Source organism: Vibrio sp. 10N.247.310.24 (genome assembly GCF_041467175.1).
GTDB lineage: Bacteria > Pseudomonadota > Gammaproteobacteria > Enterobacterales > Vibrionaceae > Vibrio > Vibrio tasmaniensis_A.
This window is the reverse complement of sequence record NZ_JBFSUD010000004.1, coordinates 34,474-53,670: the sequence shown is the minus strand read 5'-3', so window position 1 is coordinate 53,670 and position 19,197 is coordinate 34,474. Positions and strand designations below refer to the sequence as shown.

The 19,197-nt window shown below is 44.3% G+C and carries 19 protein-coding genes; 4 read left to right on the top strand and 15 right to left on the bottom strand.

Annotated features, from left to right (window positions below; genetic code table 11):
* Nucleotides 1-224: 224 nt before the first annotated feature.
* Together fadJ and fadI are read right to left on the bottom strand one after the other, a co-directional pair.
* On the bottom strand, nucleotides 225-2,471 hold the full coding sequence (gene fadJ, locus AB6E08_RS02225; protein ID WP_162924267.1) for a fatty acid oxidation complex subunit alpha FadJ: 2,247 nt from the start codon (nucleotides 2,469-2,471) through the stop codon (nucleotides 225-227).
* Nucleotides 2,471-3,778 (bottom strand): acetyl-CoA C-acyltransferase FadI, encoded by a 1,308-nt coding sequence (gene fadI, locus AB6E08_RS02220; protein ID WP_372066497.1) that lies wholly within the window; start codon nucleotides 3,776-3,778, stop codon nucleotides 2,471-2,473. Before fadI ends, fadJ begins: the two co-directional genes overlap by 1 nt.
* 558 nt (nucleotides 3,779-4,336) lie before the next feature.
* Between fadI and AB6E08_RS02215 the strand changes: the two genes are divergently transcribed.
* The 4 genes from AB6E08_RS02215 (at nucleotide 4,337) to AB6E08_RS02200 (ending at nucleotide 8,731) form a co-directional block, all read left to right on the top strand.
* Nucleotides 4,337-4,885, top strand: coding sequence for a sigma-70 family RNA polymerase sigma factor (locus AB6E08_RS02215; protein ID WP_009848515.1), 549 nt, complete (start codon nucleotides 4,337-4,339; stop codon nucleotides 4,883-4,885).
* Nucleotides 4,878-5,606 (top strand): DUF3379 domain-containing protein, encoded by a 729-nt coding sequence (locus AB6E08_RS02210; RefSeq protein ID WP_009848516.1) that lies wholly within the window; start codon nucleotides 4,878-4,880, stop codon nucleotides 5,604-5,606. Before AB6E08_RS02215 ends, AB6E08_RS02210 begins: the two co-directional genes overlap by 8 nt.
* Nucleotides 5,607-5,903: 297 nt before the next feature.
* Nucleotides 5,904-7,172 carry an outer membrane protein transport protein gene (locus tag AB6E08_RS02205; protein ID WP_009848517.1) on the top strand — a complete coding sequence of 423 codons (1,269 nt, stop codon included), beginning with the start codon at nucleotides 5,904-5,906 and terminating at the stop codon, nucleotides 7,170-7,172.
* A gap of 296 nt (nucleotides 7,173-7,468) precedes the next feature.
* Nucleotides 7,469-8,731, top strand: a complete 1,263-nt coding sequence (locus AB6E08_RS02200) for an outer membrane protein transport protein (protein WP_372066502.1) — start codon at nucleotides 7,469-7,471, stop codon at nucleotides 8,729-8,731.
* 114 nt (nucleotides 8,732-8,845) lie between these two features.
* Here AB6E08_RS02200 and AB6E08_RS02195 read toward each other — a convergent pair whose 3' ends face one another.
* The 13 genes from AB6E08_RS02195 to AB6E08_RS02135 form a co-directional block, all read right to left on the bottom strand.
* Nucleotides 8,846-9,631, bottom strand: coding sequence for a VacJ family lipoprotein (locus AB6E08_RS02195; RefSeq protein WP_009848519.1), 786 nt, complete (start codon nucleotides 9,629-9,631; stop codon nucleotides 8,846-8,848).
* A gap of 118 nt (nucleotides 9,632-9,749) precedes the next feature.
* Nucleotides 9,750-10,970: a c-type cytochrome biogenesis protein CcmI gene (ccmI, locus tag AB6E08_RS02190; protein WP_372066505.1), complete on the bottom strand. Its 1,221-nt coding sequence runs from the start codon at nucleotides 10,968-10,970 to the stop codon at nucleotides 9,750-9,752.
* Nucleotides 10,970-11,458 (bottom strand): cytochrome c-type biogenesis protein, encoded by a 489-nt coding sequence (locus tag AB6E08_RS02185; protein WP_009848521.1) that lies wholly within the window; start codon nucleotides 11,456-11,458, stop codon nucleotides 10,970-10,972. Before AB6E08_RS02185 ends, ccmI begins: the two co-directional genes overlap by 1 nt.
* The gene (locus AB6E08_RS02180) at nucleotides 11,455-12,006 is read right to left on the bottom strand and encodes a DsbE family thiol:disulfide interchange protein (RefSeq protein ID WP_009848522.1); all 552 of its coding nucleotides are present in this window, start codon (nucleotides 12,004-12,006) and stop codon (nucleotides 11,455-11,457) included. Before AB6E08_RS02180 ends, AB6E08_RS02185 begins: the two co-directional genes overlap by 4 nt.
* A gap of 5 nt (nucleotides 12,007-12,011) precedes the next feature.
* Entirely contained in the window at nucleotides 12,012-13,982 is a 1,971-nt protein-coding gene (locus tag AB6E08_RS02175; protein WP_009848523.1) for a heme lyase CcmF/NrfE family subunit, read from the bottom strand.
* A complete protein-coding gene (ccmE, locus tag AB6E08_RS02170) occupies nucleotides 13,979-14,461 on the bottom strand; it encodes a cytochrome c maturation protein CcmE (protein WP_009848524.1) in 483 nt (160 codons plus the stop codon). The genes AB6E08_RS02175 and ccmE overlap by 4 nt, the downstream gene beginning before the upstream one ends.
* Nucleotides 14,458-14,664 (bottom strand): heme exporter protein CcmD, encoded by a 207-nt coding sequence (gene ccmD, locus AB6E08_RS02165; RefSeq protein WP_009848525.1) that lies wholly within the window; start codon nucleotides 14,662-14,664, stop codon nucleotides 14,458-14,460. The genes ccmE and ccmD overlap by 4 nt, the downstream gene beginning before the upstream one ends.
* Nucleotides 14,665-14,678: 14 nt before the next feature.
* Nucleotides 14,679-15,419, bottom strand: a complete 741-nt coding sequence (locus tag AB6E08_RS02160; RefSeq protein WP_009848526.1) for a heme ABC transporter permease — start codon at nucleotides 15,417-15,419, stop codon at nucleotides 14,679-14,681.
* A 174-nt stretch (nucleotides 15,420-15,593) separates the two neighbouring features.
* Nucleotides 15,594-16,262: a heme exporter protein CcmB gene (gene ccmB, locus AB6E08_RS02155; RefSeq protein ID WP_009848527.1), complete on the bottom strand. Its 669-nt coding sequence runs from the start codon at nucleotides 16,260-16,262 to the stop codon at nucleotides 15,594-15,596.
* Between the two features lies 1 nt (nucleotide 16,263).
* Nucleotides 16,264-16,881, bottom strand: coding sequence for a cytochrome c biogenesis heme-transporting ATPase CcmA (ccmA, locus tag AB6E08_RS02150; protein ID WP_372066510.1), 618 nt, complete (start codon nucleotides 16,879-16,881; stop codon nucleotides 16,264-16,266).
* 278 nt (nucleotides 16,882-17,159) lie between these two features.
* Complete coding sequence (locus tag AB6E08_RS02145) at nucleotides 17,160-17,672, bottom strand: DUF2802 domain-containing protein (RefSeq protein WP_372043856.1); 513 nt, start codon at nucleotides 17,670-17,672, stop codon at nucleotides 17,160-17,162.
* Complete coding sequence (locus AB6E08_RS02140) at nucleotides 17,672-18,166, bottom strand: chemotaxis protein CheW (RefSeq protein ID WP_009848530.1); 495 nt, start codon at nucleotides 18,164-18,166, stop codon at nucleotides 17,672-17,674. The genes AB6E08_RS02145 and AB6E08_RS02140 overlap by 1 nt, the downstream gene beginning before the upstream one ends.
* A gap of 70 nt (nucleotides 18,167-18,236) precedes the next feature.
* A partial coding sequence (locus AB6E08_RS02135; protein ID WP_371703119.1) for a chemotaxis protein CheW occupies nucleotides 18,237-19,197 on the bottom strand: 961 nt, incomplete at its 5' end.

The following is a 19,197-nucleotide window of genomic DNA, read 5'->3' as shown; positions in this document are numbered from 1 at the left end:
CGTCGCTTTAGGAGATGACGGTAGTTTTAATTGAGGTGTGTTGACCATCTTCCTAATCAACACAATAACTTACTTTTTAAATCTCAATCGTCATTCCCGAGAAGGAGGAACGACTGAATCGGGAATCTCCTTTCTTTTGCATACTCCCATAAAAATGAAGCCCGCATCAATTGCTTGATACGGGCTTTATAATCAAAGTGCTAGAAAGTTACTAATCGAAAGAGTTACTTATAAAAAGACTCATCCAATCCAGCACGTGTCAGTAGGCCATCACATGGCGCGAAACGATCGCCGTACTTCTTAGCGAAGTCGTTCATCATCTCTACCAATGACTTAATACCCACTTGATCCATATAACGGAACGGACCACCTAGGAATGGCGGGAAACCGATACCGAAAATAGCACCAATATCGCCATCTCTAGGGCTACGGATAATGCCATCGTCTAGACAACGAACTGCTTCGTTGAGCATTGGTAACACACAACGCATTGCGATGTCGTTATCGCTTAGCTTAGGTTCAGGTTGCAGCTTAAGCAGTTTGTAAACTGACTTATCGACTTCCTTCTTCTTACCTTTGTAAGTATAGAAACCTTTGCCACTCTTACGGCCTTTACGGTTGTCATTCAAAAGAATGTCGAACACATCAGGGCCTTGGAAACGTTCGCCTAATTCATTAACTAGAATCGGGATGATCTTCGCACCGATATCAACACCGACTTCGTCTAACAAAGTAATAGGGCCAACTGGGAAACCAAAGTCCAGCAACGTGCTGTCGAGCTTTTCAATCGGCTCATTTGCCAATAACAGATGCGCAGCTTCATTCATGTATGGAGCAAGAATACGGTTTACGTAGAAGCCAGCCGTATCTTTAACAACAATCGGTGTTTTACCTTGCTTCTTCGCTAATGCAACAACCGTCGAAATCGTCTCTTCTGACGTTGTTTCATGAGGAATAACTTCAACCAGTGGCATTTTTTCTGCTGGGCTGAAGTAGTGAAGACCGACTACGTTTTCTGGTCGCTGCGCCTTCTCTGCAATCTTATGGATTGGCAGTGAAGACGTGTTGGTCGCAAAGATAGTCTCTGACTTGGCATTGGCTTCAATGTCTGCAACCATTGATTGCTTAAGGTCGAGATCTTCAAATACCGCTTCAATCACAACATCAGTATGGTTAAAGCTTGTAAAGTCGATACCACCAGAAAGCTGAAGCATCTTACTTTCAAGGCCAGCTCGGCTCAGAATACGACGTTTACGCTGCTTATCGAACAACTTGTAGTTGTAGTTAAGCGCATTGAGCACACCTTCATTAGATACATCTTTAATACGAACCGGTACTTTCGCTTTAGCAACACTGACGTGGCTGATACCAGCGCCCATTAGACCGCCACCTAGCACACCAACACGCTTAACCGCTTTCGGTTCTGCGTCTGCTCCGTGTTCTTTTTTCATTTCAGTCGTTGCAAAGAAAATCGAACGAAGGGCTTTAGATTCGGAAGTCATTACCAGTTCAGAGAAACGCTTCGCTTCGTACTGAAGACCTTTATCAAAGCCGTTCTCTAAGCCATAACGAATCACATCAAGAATCGCATCAGCGGCTGGGTAATTACCGCGTGTTTTCTGATTGGTCTTCTTTGAAGCCTGTTCAAAAATAACCTTGCGACCAAGACCCGTACGTGAGATTAGTTTTTCTTTGGCCGAAGCTTGGCTTTTAGACGCCAAGCGCTTACCTTTTTTCCCGCCTGAGTTCTTTTCAACAAAGCTCTTAGCAACTTCCAGCAAGATAGTTTCTGGCACACAAGCATCCACGACACCTAGCGATTTCGCTTTTTTAGCGCGCAGTTGCTTACCCGTAAGAATAAGGTCAAGAGAAGGCAGTAAACCGATAAGACGAGGAAGACGTTGCGTACCACCAGATCCGGGTAACAGACCAAGTTGGACTTCTGGCAAGCCAAGGCGAGTCTTGTCTGAGTCTGTACATACACGGTAATCACACGATAGTGCTAGCTCTAAGCCACCACCTAAACATGGGCCGTGAATCGCTGCGACAACAGGATAAGGTAAATCAGAAAGCGCTTGGAACATCTCTTGCCCCTGACGAGCGAGAGATTGTGCTTCATCAGCCGTTTTGCAGGCATCAAGCATTCGAACATCAGCGCCAGCAATAAAATTATCTGGCTTCAATGAATGAACGATTAAGCCTTTAACTCGGCTTTGCTTTTCCTTCAACTGCTCGAAGATTGCTTTCATTTCTTCGGCAAACGCCGCTTGTAGCGTGTTCATTTTTTCGTTTGGTACATCGATCGCAAGCCATGCAATATCTTGGTCATCGATAGTTAAAGAAAACGCGGTCGCCGGTTTTACGGCTTCATCGTTTGAAACCGTCTTATCACTTTTAGATACAGTCACTGGCTTTGAATCCGTTTTTTTGACTGCTTTCTTTTCTTTTTTCACATCAAGAGTCGTAGACATTATTCCACCTCCAAGATCATTGCTGCACCTAAGCCACCAGCCGCACAAGCAGTATTCAATGCTAGGCCACCACCACGACGTTTAAGTTCACGCAGTGTCTGAGTCATCATACGCGCGCCAGTCGCTGCAAACGGGTGTCCGTAAGCAATTGAGCTACCCAACACGTTGAACTTCTCCATATCAATCTCACCGATCGCTTTGTCACGGCCAAGATTCTTCTGAGCAAATTCATCGCTTGCGAACATTTTGACGTTAGCCAGAACTTGAGCTGCAAACGCTTCATGCATCTCGATAAGTGTTAGGTCTGATAATTCTAGTCCTGTGTTCTTCAATACTTGAGAGGTCGCGTACGTCGGCCCCATCAGCATATCCGTTTCAACACCAATCGCTGAGAACGCGTAACCACGAATGTAACCAAGCACTTCTAAGCCTAGCTCTTTCGCTTTTCCTTCGCGCATCAACATCACTGCGGCACCGCCATCGGTGAGAGGCGTGGCATTGGCTGCCGTTACACTGCCGTATTGTCTGTCGAATGCAGGGCGCAATTTAGCGTAACCTTCAACCGTCGAGTCGTGGCGAATGTTGTTGTCTTCTGCTAGGTACTTTTTATAAGGCGCGGGGAATGCCGTCATCACTTCGTCTTTAATCTTGCCTTCTTTCCATGCTTGAGAAGCCAAAGAGTGAGAACGGTGAGCAAGTGCATCTTGAGCTTCGCGAGTAATACCATGTGTCTTAGCCATCTGCTCAGCAGTTTGTCCCATAGACAAACCTGTCGAGTATTCTGCGACTGCTGGTGGTACTGGCATCAAATCTTTGACTGAAAATGTTTTAAGAATCTTCAGTTTTTGACCTATGGTTTTCGTTTTACTCAGTGCTAATAAGTTCGCCGCTAACTTTTTCGAAACACCGATTGGCAATACAGAAGAAGAATCCGCGCCGCCCGCAATACCAACATCAATCGTGCCAGCCATAATGCTCTCGGTCACGTTGACTGCAGCTTGGAAGCTAGTCGCACATGCTCGCGTCACACTGTAGGCATCAGTAATAATGTCCATACCTGTACCCAGCACGATTTCACGTGCAATGTTCGGTGCTTCTGGCATTTGCACTACTTGGCCGAACACGACTTGTTCGATAAGCGCAGGATCGACATCAGTTCTTGCAAGCATTTCGCTCACCACCATTTTGCCTAGGTCAACCGCAGGCACTTGGCTAAATTCTGTGCTCTGACGAGCGAATGGGGTTCGTAGTCCAGCGACAACGGCAACACGTTCTCCAGAACGCGTTTTGACTTCCTGTTTGCCCATGGTTTCTCCTTAAGGTTAAGAGGTCTGACCTGAAGTATTGTAAACAAGTTGTTAATTAAATCAAACAGGCGTTTAAATAAACGTGATACGAGTATCCCACTGCTTGAAAATCTAACTGAACATTCAGGCGAACCTTTTTGAGGGAAAGGTTGTCGTAAGATACTAAACTATTGCAAGCAAAGCTGTTATCGCTATGTAAGGGATGTTTTTCTTAAGGCAAAAAAAACCACACAAAACTGTGTGGTCGGAATGTATATAAAGCAATTAACTTAACGCCAATTGAAATAATCAGTTTCCTGATTAGGAGAAAGTAAAGTCAGCCTTCAAAAGGAAGTGTCGTCTTGCTCAACATGCTAGCCACGAATGACTAACTAGACGACAAGGTGTACTATAGCGTTTTCGAGGGCTTAAATTTTGAAGTAGATCAATTTTAATGTAATTTTACGACTTCCTGCCGACGTTAGCCCTAAAAACGAAACAGCATATATAACGAAGCACAACGTATAGAAGACAGCTATACGCAGAGCAATTATGGAGGCTCGTGTGTCAATAATAAAAATGTTTGGAAAGAAAACAGCCAAGCGTCCGGTCAACTCTGATATGGACAAACAAAGAAAATACGAAGCACTCGTGCGCGCCTATCATCGTGACCTCTTTCGCTATGCCTATTGGCTATGCAAAGACAAAAGCATTGCCGAAGATTTAGTTCAAGAAACTTGCCTTCGTGCATGGAAGTCACTCGATAGCCTACAAGATGAAAAAGCCGCAAAGTCATGGCTGATTACTATCTTGCGCCGCGAGAATGCTCGACGTTTTGAACGCAAACAATTTGATCTGGTTGATATCGACGATCATGGTAACGATGCTAGCATCAGTGATGACCCACATCATCAACACCAATGGTTGCAAGCGCAGATCATGAAACTTGAAATCGAATACCGTGAACCCCTCTTCTTACAAGTGATTGGTGGTTTTAGTGGTGATGAGATCGCCGATATTCTCGATCTTAACAAAAATACGGTGATGACACGTTTATTCAGAGCTCGAAATCAGTTGAAAGAGATGCTGGATACAGAAGAGGCAGAGAGGGGGCAACATAATGGATGATTTGGAATTTCGTCGTCGTGTATTGTCGGAACCTAAGCAACGTACACAAGACATTATTGATGCAGCAGCGAATAGTGAAGCCAATAGTAATTTCTTAGACGATGTACTATCACTTGATAAGCAAATCCATTCAGCATTGAATGTGGATGTGCCAGACGATCTGGCAGATCGTATCCTATTCAATCAGACCTCAAGCGAAGAGAGCAAAGTAGTAAGGCCTACGTTTGCTCGACGAGCGATGGCAATGGCTGCTTCTGTGGCATTCGTTGCAGGTTTATTGGTTGGTCAAGTCAACTGGAGCAACGCGTTGGTATCTCCAGCTCAAGCAAGCTTGGCGGATACTGCAATGAAACATGTTGTTGATGAAAAGAGCTTCGTTAGTGCACTTGATGAAAATGTATCATCTCAACAAATCAACGCAAAAATGAACCCGTTTGCTTTTCAGTTTGATGAAGCCTTCCCTTACCACGTCTATTACCTGAACCACTGTGGTTTTGGCAAATCCAACGCAATGCACATGGTTTTCCAAGGCGAAAAAGGCAAAGTCACGCTGTTTTTAACTGGCATTCCGACTGACAAGTCTATCGACTTTGATGAAAAAGGCATGTCAGGCTCGGTAACACCGATCGATGGCAGCAGTTTGATCCTTGTAGGGGAAGATGGCGAGGATGTCTCTAAAATCGCCGAAAAGCTGACAAAAATGATCAAACCAATGAGCTAATTTGCTCTCAAAGCCCCGTAACAAAAGGCCCAGCAAGTATATCACTGATATTGCTGGGCTTTACTTATCAATAAATCGCAAAGCCATTCACCACACCAATACCTCTAGAGTTAAAACTCTAAAAAACAGCATTTCTCTCCATTTTCGTGCCAGATAGGCGTCATTTCCATAATTTTACCCTCAAAATTTCCAATGGTCGGATTTGTATATCGTATACTTCCGAATAGGATCAGCCAACATTGAGCAATTGCTCAAATTAATCGCCCTGTAGAGGCGGATATATAAAGGAATAAATGAATGACTACCAACAACACGCGTCTGTTTAAAAAGTCTCTTTTAGCAGTAACAATCACACTGGCATCTTCGCAAGCGATGGCAGCAGGTTTCCAACTTAACGCACAATCAGCAACCGGCATCGGCCGTGCTTTTGCTGGTGATGCAGTAATCGCAGATAACGCGTCAGTAATGGCACGTAACCCTGCAGCAATGGCACTATTTGATAAAACTGAGCTATCTCTTGGTTTTGAAAGCATCACTTCAATGATTGAAGTCAACGACGTTAACTACGTTGGTGGTCAAGTGCCAGTAAATAATACTGATGATGTAGGTGATACATCTATCGCGCCTAACATCCACTTAATCGTTCCAGTAAATGATAAATTTGCTTGGGGTATCAATGCCTACTCAAACTTCGGTACTAAAACAGAGTTTGACGACAACTACCCGGCAGCTGAATACGGTGGCTTAACGGATGTTAAGAGCGTCAACTTTGGTCTTGCAGGTTCTTACCGACTAGACGACCAATGGAGCTTCGGTGCAGGTTTAGACCTTATTTATGGTCAAGGTACGATGAAACGTACCGCTGGTGCTGGTTTTGGTAAAGGAAATCCATCTAAGGGAATTCCACCGGCAGGCACCTCTTTATTAAACGTCGACAAAGCTGATGGTTGGGCTGTTGGCTTTAACGTTGGTACTGTTTATGAGCTAGATGAAAACAACCGTTTTGGTCTAGCGTACCGTTATAGCCCTGAAATCACCGCTAAAGATGACAAGGGCCAAGAAATCACGCTACCACTACCAGACATCGCTGAATTCTCTGGTTTCCACAAAATTGAAGATACTAAGTTCGCAGTTCACTACTCTGTACAATGGATCGGCTGGGGTGACTTCGACCAGATCGAATTTAGAAACTTAGATCTAGCAACATCACCAGTTGGTGGGGCAAATGGTAGCTACAATAAAGAATACAAATGGCAAGATGGTTGGCACTACGCAATTGGTGGTACTTACTACCTAAACGATACGTGGACACTACGTACCGGTTACATGTATGACACCAGTGCGCAAGACGAACTGACATCTATCTCTGTTCCGGATTCAGACCGTCAGTGGTTCTCTGCTGGTTTCACTTACCACATTGATACCGCTTCAAACGTAGACTTCGGCTTTACATACTTGTTAGGTGACGATGTGAAGGTTTCAGAAACCTCTTCAGGTACGCCACTAACAGCGACGACACATGCTGATGCAATCCTATTAGGTCTTCAGTACAGCCGCAGCTTCTAATATAAAGTTAGCTATAATCCCAAAGGGTCGCATTGTGCGACCCTTTTTTGTTTTCCTAAACCACTGACCAACCTAAATTTAAGCTTACAACTGTAGCCTGCAGAGCAAATATACAGCTACAGGTGTACGCTCAAACTTCGCAACACAGCCGAAACATTTAGATGATTTCTCTAATAATTAAACACATTTGCTCATTTAATCCCTAAAACACTGTTTTATTCGAATTTCATTTTTAAAGTAATAACTCTAAAAGTAGAATCACGCCACTAAATACTTATGATTCAGTGAACATAATAATGAAAATGAATAAAACTCTTCTATCTGCTGCAGTGGCAGTTGGATTACTTTCGACTTCTACCGTAACTAACGCGGCAGGTTTTCAACTAGCAGAATACTCAGCAACAGGCTTAGGCCGTGCTTACGCTGGTGAAGCAGCAATGGCTGACGGTGCAGACGCGCAATGGCGTAACCCTGCTATGCTGACTTACCTAGAAGGCACACAGGTTTCTGTTGGTGGTATCTACGTTGACCCAAATATTGATATTGAAGGGACTTCTACAACTCGCAGTGGTACAACAGCATCAAACTCTAGTGACTTCGCGCACAGTGCTTTTATTCCAAACTTTTATGCTTCTCATAAGTACAACGAAAAATTTGCGTTGGGTTTTGCTGCAGGCACAAACTACGGTATGGCAACGGACCTAGGTAAAGACTTCGGCGGTGCAAACCATGGTAACGAAGCAAGTGTGACTACTATGGAGCTGAACCTGAATGCTGCATACCAAGTGCTAGAGAGTGTTTCTATTGGTGGTGGTGTACGTTACATCATGGCTGAAGGTAGCTTTGGTGCGACTGCTGCTTCTACTTTACCTGTGGGAACAACTCTGAAATACATGGAAGGTGATGACACGGCATGGGGTTGGCAAGTTGGTACCGCTTGGGACATTAATGAAGACAACCGCCTTGGCTTTACCTACAAATCAGAAGTTGACCTGACTTTAGAAGGCTATGCAAAAGGCTTTGGTTTCAACCCAACAAAACCAGAAGCACACAAAAGTGGTTCAATGGACCTCGCTCTTCCGGCAACAGCTGAACTTGCTAGCTTCCACCAGCTGACAGACACTGTAGCGGTTCACGCAAGTATTAACTGGACGAACTGGAGCAGCTTTAAAGAGCTTGTTGCTAATTTCCCTGGTGAAAAAAGTGTAGAGATCAAGCAAGAGAACTGGGAAGACAACTACCGCTTTGCAATCGGTACTACTTACCAAATGACACCTAAACTAGCACTACGTTCTGGTATTGCCTACGATACTTCAGCGGTAAGCGAAGAGCACCGTACTGCGACGATCCCAGAAACAGACCGCACTTGGTTAAGTATTGGTGCGGGCTACCAATGGTCTGAACAGCTAACTCTGGATGCAGGCTTCACTTACATTCTAGCGAAAGACGCGAAAATGCATGAAAAAGATCCAAAAGCAGATTACTTTGGTGGTAGCTTCGAAGGCGAAGTGACAGGCAGCATCTGGTTAGTCGGTATCCAAGCTAACTACCGCTTCTAGGCTAGTTACCTAATTATCTACTTACCGAAAGGTAGAAAAGTAGAAAGCATTAAAAAGGCTCGATGTTGAATTAACATCGAGCCTTTCTCTTATCTGCTTATCTAAGCTTTGTCTCTAGTAATCTTCGAGATACTCATCAATGAAATCTTCTTCCTCAAGATCAACCTCTTCTGGCTCGATCTCAGCTTTAAAATCTTGACGTTGGATGTAAATATCACGAGTCAAAGCATATGGATCTGGAGAGTCATCTAATAAGGCTTCTTGCGAGGCCAACTGAGCACGTGTTTCCATACCTTCAAAGGCCCACTTCCCTAACTTTGCCCAAAAGGTAAACAGAGACAAAGGTACATATAAGCTATCCACTTGCTCTGTTACTTGTCGGGTCGTCACAGGGCCATATCCCGGCAGCATAAAATACGGTCCATTCCCTACCCCATAATGACCAATCGCATCAGAAAACGACTTTTCGTCATATTTGGTGATCCCCGCTTCGCTAGCAATATCAATCAGACCAAGAAGACCAAAGGTAGAGTTAATCCAAAAACGATTGAAATGATCAAGCGCTTTCCCACCATTACCCATAATGAGATTGTTGAGCATACTTGATGGCTCATCTAAGTTGGCTAAAAAATTGGAAATACCAGAGCGAATTGGTACAGGGGTATAGTCAACATAGGCAAGAGAAACAGGTCGAACCAAATAAGGGTCGAGATACTCGTAGTTGATATCCCACATCGCTCGGTTGAAACCTTCAAAAGGGTCGTTCGGATGGGACTCTTCGACATATTCAGAGGTTTCGAGGTTATCACCGCCATTGCTTTCATCTGGTACGCTCGAACAACCTACCGTTAAGCTTGCGATGAAGAGTAAACTCGAAAGTCTTAAAACACTGATAGACATATCACCTTTTCCATAAGGAATAATAAAAAAGGCCAGCAATCGCTGGCCTCAATTGGTTGCGTAAGTCTATACCGTTTTTTAATAAATCGGAATAGCTAACACCTATGCAAAGTAATGATTAATATTGCTTATTGATATCAATGGTAACTGGGGCACCCAGTTCAACCACTTCACTTTCACCGTACCAATCACCATCTCGAGTTGAAACGTTACCATCTGTATCAAGCCTAGCTCTAACCATTAGAGTTTCAAGGCTGGACAGCTTCTGCCCTTCCAACATGCTGTTGCCATCATCAAGAACGACAGTACGAGGGAAAGTTCCTAGCGGATAACGAGCCGCAGCAATCGGCATTGGTGAGCCGTCAGCTCTGTGCACTGATACAACCAACACTGAACTAGGGGCAGCATTCACATCACCAGATAATTCAAGCGTTACAGCAACAGTTTTACCTTGGTCAACGCCCATAGCATTGCCCATTTTCTTCTGTGCACTTTCAATACTGCGCGACAACATTTCATAGCGACTGTCTTGTGGACCAATCATCTGTTGCATGATGCTCCAGTACTTAACAGCACCTGGGTAGTATTGACGCTCAAACGCATCAAACGCTAGCAACGAGAACACACGAAGATCAACATAGTCGTTTTGAATCAAACGGCTCAAAATTAAACGAGCTTGGTTTTGATCCGCATCATCAGGTGAAAGCATCAATGCTTGTGCATAACCTAGCTGAACATCTTCATTCTTTGGCTCAAGCTTGTAAGCTCTTTGCATCGAATCTTTCGCAGTTTCCGCGTCGCGGTTAGCCAATGCAATACGACCTAATAGTAACCAACCTGTCGAATCTTTTGGTTGATAGTGCAGACGAGTACGAAGTGCCAGAGTCAAATCTTCTAGTTCATCATCCGTTAATGCACCACCTTCCGATGACATTAGCTTTTTAGACAACTCAGGAAGGTTTGAACTCACTTCTTGCCAGTGTTGGACTTTATCCAGAGCACCAAACTGAAAGTACATACCATATGTAACAACCACGACTAGGACAATAGATGGTACTACGACGCCCAATGTTGAGATTTGGGTCTTCTTCATCTCTTTCTGCGCAGGTACATCATCAAGTAGAGACTGTTTCAAATCAGCGATCAGCTCTTGTTGGTTATCAACAAGGCCTTCTTCTGCTTCTACTTCGAGCTCAACGAGACGATCTTTATAGAATGCTTTGTTCAACTCGTCGCGAAGCATTTCATCATTGTTCGCCTTCTTATTTATGAAGGGCAGAACAATTAAGAAAATAGCTGCTAGCGAAAGGATAATGGTAGAAATCCAAAATAGAGTCATTACTTCTTATCTCCGTCGTTCTCTTCATCGAGTAACGCTTTTAAACGAGCTTCTTTGTCTGCATCCCAGTCTTTATCTGACTCTACTGCTTTCGACTTTGACTTTCGGCTTCGTAAAATGATCAAACCGAAACCAAACACGACTACCGCAAACGGACCAACCCAAAGGATTGATGTGGCTAATGTGAGTGGAGGGTTGTAAGTAACAAAGTTACCGTAGCGAGCAATCATGTAATCAATGATGTCTTGCTTCGACTTACCATCTTTTGTCATTTCATACACTTTCTGGCGTAAATCAACCGCAAGCTCTGCGTTCGAATCACCAATGGTGTTGTTCTGACATTTAGGGCAACGCAGCGTGTTGCTTAGCTCTTTGAACTGCTGTTCTTGATCAACGGTATCAAATTCATGGAATTCGATAGGCGCAGCAGAAACAGTCGCCGAAATAGCAAATGTAGCGAATAGAGCAATCAGTGTCTTCTTAATCATTTCGCTTCCTCCAACAACTCTTGGTACATCGGCTCAAGCGTCGATGCCCAGTTAGTTGGGTTCACGTCACCAACATGGCGGTAACGAACTACGCCGTTAGCATCAATGAGGAAAGTCTCTGGAGCGCCATACACACCAAGGTCAAGACCTAGCATGCCGTTACCATCGAATAAGCTGATCAAGTATGGATTGCCCAGCTCTTTTAACCAACCTACCGCTTTATTGCGATCATCTTTGTAGTTAAGGCCAATAATCTTAACGCCTTGACCCGCTAACTTATTCAAGTAAGAGTGCTCTGCATAACAAGTAGGACACCAAGTCGCCCACACATTTAGAAGCAGTGGCTCACCTTTAAAGATAGCTTGATCATGGAACTTACCCGGTTGCTCTAAGTCTTCTAAACCGAACTCAGGTACTGGCTTACCAATCAATACCGATTCAAGTTTAGTCGGGTCATCACCCGACTGGTTACGCATCAATTGAGTCGCAAAGATTCCAGCTAGAACCATGAACGCAATCAATGGAATGAATAAAATCTTCTTGTTCATTCGAATTAAGCCTCCTGCTCTTTAGTAGACTTTTTCGTTGGCTTACGGAAGCGGTAACGACGGTCACTGATAGCAATAACACCACCAATCGACATAATCAGAGAACCAGCCCAGATCCAACGTACAAATGGTTTGTAGTAGATACGCACAGCCCAAGATTTATTGTCGTCTAAACGCTCACCCATTGCGATGTAAAGGTCGCGCGTTACGCCACGATCAATCGCCGCTTCTGTCATCATCGACTTAGCGGTTGTGTAGAAACGTTTTTCAGCGTGAAGCGTGTTGATGTATTTGCCTTCTTTGGTAATTTCAAAGTCAGCAATGTAACCATCGTAGTTAGGGCCATCTTTGTCACGAACTCCTGTAAACAGGAAGCTGTACTCTTCAAGTTGGTAGCTTTCACCTGGTGCTAAGCGTACGTCACGTTCGATGCTGTAGTTTTGCACCATCGCAATACCAATCACTGTCACGGCCAAACCAATGTGACCACACATCATCGCCCAGTGGCTACGAGGTAGCTTAGTCAGGCCTTTCAGGAATGTATGACGGTGTGTCGCACGTTCATGAAGCTCAAAGCCATGCATGAAGATAATCCAGAATGCCATTACCCAACCGGCAAAAGCGGTACCGCTGAAACGGTCAGCCAAAATCGTAACCATTAGCGCACTTAAGCCCAGTGAGAATACACCTGAGATCAGCATAGGTTTAACGAGCTTAGATAGGTTGTCACGTTTCCAACGGATCAGTGGACCGATACCTAATAGGAACGAGAACGGGATCATTAACCAGAAGAACAACATATCAAAGAATGGTGCACCGATAGATACCGAGCCCAAGCCTAACTGTTTATGAACTAATGGCAGCAAGGTACCAACTAACACAACCACAAGTGCAGCAATCAATAGGATGTTGTTGCCGAGTAGCGCGTTTTCACGAGAAACCAAATCGAAGTTACCACGTACACGAACCGATGCGCCTTTAACAGCAAACAACAACAGTGAACCACCGATAACGAACACTAAGAAACCTAGAATAAACATACCACGGGCAGGATCCGACGCGAATGCGTGAACCGATACCAAGATGCCCGAACGAACTAAGAATGTACCTAGTAAGCTTAGTGAGAATGCAGAGATAGCCAGCAAGACTGTCCAAGCTTTAAATGTGCCACGCTTTTCGGTTACCGCTAGTGAGTGCATTAGAGCAGTACCAGCTAACCAAGGCATGAATGAAGCGTTTTCTACTGGATCCCAGAACCACCAGCCACCCCAGCCAAGTTCGTAGTAAGCCCACCATGAACCAAGTGCGATACCTACTGTTAGGAATAACCAAGCAGCGATTGTCCAAGGACGAGACCAACGAGCCCATGCCGTATCTAAACGACCGCTCATTAGAGAAGCGATTGCAAAAGAGAACGCTACCGAGAAACCTACATAACCCATATAAAGCATTGGCGGGTGAATAATCAAACCCGGATCTTGCAGTAGTGGGTTCAAGTCACGGCCATCAACAGGGAAGAAAGGCAATGTACGTAAAAACGGGTTAGACGTTACGATAATGAACAGCAAGAAGCCGACAGTAATTAAACCCATAATCGCCAGTACGCGAGCCACAGACTCTTGAGGCATACCACGACTAAACGTTGCAACTGCTACCGTCCAACCCGCTTGGATTAGAACCCAAAGCAGTAGTGAGCCTTCATGAGCCCCCCAAACCGCGGTAATTCGGTAGTACCAAGGCAGTTGGCTATTCGAGTTACTTGCTACGTATTGAATCGTAAAATCATTTGTGTAGAACGCGTAACACAAGATAAAGAACGAAATCGCTAGGAATCCGAACATACCCCACGACAGCGGTCGTGCACTGTTCATCAATAATGTGTTATTTCGAGCGGCTCCATACAGTGGGAGCACGCTTAGCAGCAGTGCAAGTCCCAAAGACAGGATCATCGCAAAATGGCCGATCTCGGCTATCATTGAGCATTTCCTTCTTTTTGTTCAGTCGTGTATTGCAAAGGCTCATGAGTTTTCTTCATTGCTTCAGCAACTTCAGAAGGCATATATTCTTCATCGTGCTTTGCCAACACCTCAAACGCTTCAATTGTCGTTGCATCCTTAAGGACACCTTGAGCAACAATACCTTGGCCTTCACGGAAAAGATCAGGAAGGATGCCATCATATAGAATCGTCACTTTAGGGCCTACATCAGCCAAATCGAAGCTTACACGCAATGATTCATTGTCACGGCTTACAGAGCCGACTACAACCATGCCACCAATACGTAAGCGTTGACCCACTTCAGGTTTTTTACCATCTTTGCCGTTGACGAGCTCAGTTGGCGTGTAGAACAGATCCATGTTCTGGTTAAGTGCATAAACCATCAATCCAACAGTTGCACTGATACCAAAAAAGATCGCTAAGATAATGCCTAGCCTCTTTTTGCGTCTTGGGTTCATAGAGTGTTCTCCATATTTTTTGCTGCATCAATACGAGCTTGACGGTCAATCTTAGCTTGTACTTCATTTAATAATTGCTTACCACGACGAACGCTTACGACCAGTAAAATGATCATCGCGAGGAATGTGATTCCAAATGCACTCCATACATATGAGGCGTAGCCACCCATGGCAAAGAAATCACTCAGAGATTCAAAATACATAATTACCTACCCTACTACGCTTTATTAGCCGCTAGCTTGCGAACCCATGGACGGTGACTCTCTTTACTGATGATTTCGTTTCTAAAACGAACCATAGTCACAGCACCAAAGAAAAAGGCAAAACCGAAGATGTTAAGAAGAAGCGGCCATAGCATGTCACTTGAAATAGAAGGCTTATCAAACTTAGTAATTGTTGCGCCTTGGTGGAGTGTGTTCCACCACTCTACTGAAAAGTGAATGATAGGTAGGTTGATGACACCAACGATGGCCAAAATACCGGCTGCTTTTGCTGCGGTTTTTTGGTCGTCAAACGCATGGTGCAGTGCAATAACACCTAAATATAGGAATAGAAGAATCAGCTCTGAGGTTAAACGTGCATCCCAAACCCACCAAGCACCCCACATTGGTTTACCCCAAACAGCGCCAGTTAGTAACGCAATAAAGGTAAATACAGCACCGATAGGCGCCATAGCCAACGCAGCCATGTCTGACAGCCTTACCTGCCATACCAAACCGATAAAGGCGGCAATTGCCATCGACATGTATACACCCATAGACCAAATTGCAGACGGAACATGGATATAGATAATTCGGAAGCTATCGCCTTGCTGGTAATCAGAAGGGGCAAATGCAAGCCCCCATACAGTACCGGCGGATAGACACAATAGCGCTAGGATCGAAAACCATGGCAGAAGTTTACCAGCAAGCTGATAAGAGGTTTCTGCTTTGGCGTAGGGATGGAGCCATTTCCACATGTTGTAATCTCACTCTTACTTCATATTGCTTACAGCTATCACAGCTATAATTATTATAATTTATTTGGCTTACAGCTTCTTTCAGTGACTCTAGGAGTTTGAAGGCTTTAAATAGTTCACTTTGAACATGCAAAGTGCTGGTGAGTGCGTAGTTAATCTTAACCAGGTAATTAACTAGTTAACACTCACTCTCAGTGCTGCACTGATGGCAAATGGGGTGAGCGTCATCGCGCCCATTAACATTGCCCCTAACACCGCTAATTGTCCGTTATACGCAACGCCTAACGCTGCGGCATCAATCGCTGATGTAGCAAATATAAGAATTGGGATATACAACGGCAAAATAAGCAGACTTAACAGCACACCACCTTTTTGTAACCCAACCGTTAAAGCCACACCAATCGCACCAATAAAGCTTAATGCAGGCGTACCGACCGATAACGTTAAGACTACCGATAACCAAGTATCGAAATCCAAGGACAGCAGTACCGCCAACAACGGACTGATCAATATTAATGGTAACCCTGTCAATAACCAGTGCGCTATGACCTTGGACAAGACTACCAACTGCAACGGGATGGGCATCAACATCATCTGCTCAAGCGCGCCATCTTGAAAATCATCACGAAACAAACGCTCTAAAGAGAGCAATGCAGAAAGCAAAGCCGCTACCCAAACAATACCTGCAGCAATACGTGCAAGTAGGTTTGGCTCAGGGCCGATACTCAATGGGAAAAGGGTGATGACAATAATAAAAAACCACAGAGGGTTAAAGATATCGGCTTGGCGACGAAATGCGATCAATAGCTCACGTCGGATGATCGTTGTCATTGAAGAGATCATATTACTCACCCAACTTTATTTTTCTTAGTTTCGGGCTATCAGCAAACATATCTTGGTGTGTGGTTAATAACACAATGCCACCCTTATCTGCATGCTGAGAAAAAAGAGACTCCAAAACCTTAACACCCTGCTTGTCTATTGCAGTCAGCGGTTCGTCTAGAATCCATAACATTTGCTTACTCAACCAAAGACGAGCCAATGCCACACGGCGCTGTTGCCCCGCTGAAAGTTGCCCTGCTGGTACGTCTTCTCTACCAGCAAGCCCCACTTGAGCCAATGCATTGTAAAGTTCTTCCTTACTCGTTCCACTGCTGTGAATCGATTGATAGAAGCTCAGATTTTCATAGGCACTGAGCTCGCGTTTCACGCCAGTTTGGTGACCAAGAAAAAGCAAATTTTGGTGATACATATCTCGGTTCGACTCAATAGATTCGCCATCCCAAGAGATAGTGCCGTCATCGCGGTCGCCTAGCCCGGTGATAATCCTAAGGAGTGTCGTTTTCCCAGTACCGTTACGACCTTCAACTTGAACCAGTTCACCGGGTTTCAATTGAAAAGACAACGATTCAAACAGAACCCTGTCGTCACGAATAGCAGTTAAATTTGAGACTTCTAGCATAGGTAAATTTAGTCGAGTAATGAGGGGGCTATAGTAGCACACCAATAAGGTGACAAAACAGGACTAGGCGTTTTCGAAAGGACAAACTCCGTAAGAAACTGTTACCACCGCATCACAATTTACACATTTTCATCAACAAACAAGATATTGCATTAGATACAAATACTTATAAACATCGTTCTATATAGGTATAACTGGCACAAAAAAAGAAGCCGAAGCTTCTTTTAAGAGGTGTGCGTGATGAACATCAATTGCTCATTACGCAGTAAGCGCTAAATTTAACGACGTCGAGTCGGGTCTCTGCGATCACGAGAGGATGCAGGTTGTTCATCATACGATGAAGGATTACTTCTTAACGAAGGGATTTTTTCCTTACCTGCGAGCTTATTCTGCAGAGACATCATCAGCTCAGCTTCTGCCTTAGGTAATTCACACTCTTCGATCAGTTCGTTTATCCCAGCCCCAAGCTGAACCATTTTAGTTGCACGTGTATACAAACGCCCATCGGTGTCCGCATGTTCCAACTCAACAATACGTTCATTCAAGTGTTTTATCAGATCTTGCTGTTCCGTCACTTTCTGACCAAGGCCAACCACAACAGAGCGAACTTCAAGTAATTGCTTACTCGATTTTTGAAGCTCTTTATCCAAGTTACGAACTTGCAGGCGTGACGTATCGATCTGCTTTTGAATTGCACTTTTTACTTTGCTAATCAAAATCACGATGAATAACGTAAAAACCCCAACTCCGACTATCAGAGCAATAGGGTTTAAAGAAAGCGCTTCAAACATTACAGGTGAGCCATCTCATCCCATTCGTCTTCACTTAACAGCTTGTTCAGATCGACTAAGATAAGAAGCTTGCCATCACGGTTACTAACACCTTGGATGAACTTAGCACTTTCATCAGTACCAACACTTGGTGTCGTGTCGATTTCAGAAGAACGCAGGTAAACAACTTCAGCAACGCTATCTACTAAAATGCCAATAACTTGACGCTCAGACTCAATAACAATAATGCGTGTGTTATCAGTGATTTCACCTTGCATCAAACCAAAACGAGAACGAGTGTCAATAACAGTAACAACGTTACCACGCAGGTTGATAATACCTAAAACGTAGTCTGGAGCACCCGGTACTGGAGCAATCTCGCTGTAACGCAATACTTCACGTACTTGCATTACATTGATGCCGTAAGTTTCTTCTTCTAGTTGAAATGTCACCCATTGAAGTACTTCATCATTTGTTTGATCTTTTCTTACTTCAACTTCACTCATATGAGACATAGATAATCCTCTTGCCGTCGTTACCGACCACTGTTGTTAACTTGATGCTTATATTGTACCAATCGTAGTACTAGCCCAATGCTTTTACGTCTAGCCCTGCATTTAGCATGGCGGTTAATGCTTCAACATGGATCAAAGCACACATTTTTTCTTTTACCATACCAGCGAGCCATGGCCGTTTCCCTGCCGTTTCTCGCCAGCGTACTTTATCTGTATTAAGCAGCTCGGTACCTTTAAGCTCTGTGCTCGCAAGCCCCCACAAGCTTTCGCCAAGCATGACTATATATTGATAATTTTCTTTATAATCATCACATAATAGCTTTTCAGGCATCACCCATTTGGCGGTATCAACCACGTCTAGCTTACTATCTCGATTAGTTTGCAACCCCAAATACCAAGCAGGTTTGCCAATAATATGACTTAACTCTTCGAGGCGATGAATACCCCCGAGCTCATCAAGTGGCACAGCAAACGTCACACCGTTCACATCAAAATACAGCACTTGAAAATCTTCAGTTCTAGCCGTCGTTTCCCATGATGTAAACTGACCGGCTCCACCAGCTTGAGTTTCAAGTTCGGTAAATGGCTCAATTTGAGGAGATTCAAGATCGGGTTCAGTAGCCTTAACTTCTACTTGCTCCGTCTCCAGCGATTCAGCTTGTAACTCTTCAATTTGCTGCGATTCAACAGGTGGATCTACAGCAATTGATAAATCAGGTTCTGGAAGATCCCAATCTTGAATTTCAGGATCTACAGACACTTGAACAGACTCTACTGCAGCGTCAAACATTTGCATGTCTGCCTGCTGAGCAATTTGCTGTGTGTTCCGATCCATCAACTCATCTAGATTCAGCTCATCGACAACATTAGTCGCTTCTAAACGACTCAGAAGTTTCTGAACATCCTCAAGATTCGGCACTTCAAATTCTGCAGCGCGTATTTCGGCGTAGCTTGAATAATGACTAGTCGTTAATTGTGGCTCTGGCTCTGGCTCTGGCTCTGGCTCTGGCTCTGGCTCTGGCTCTGGCTCT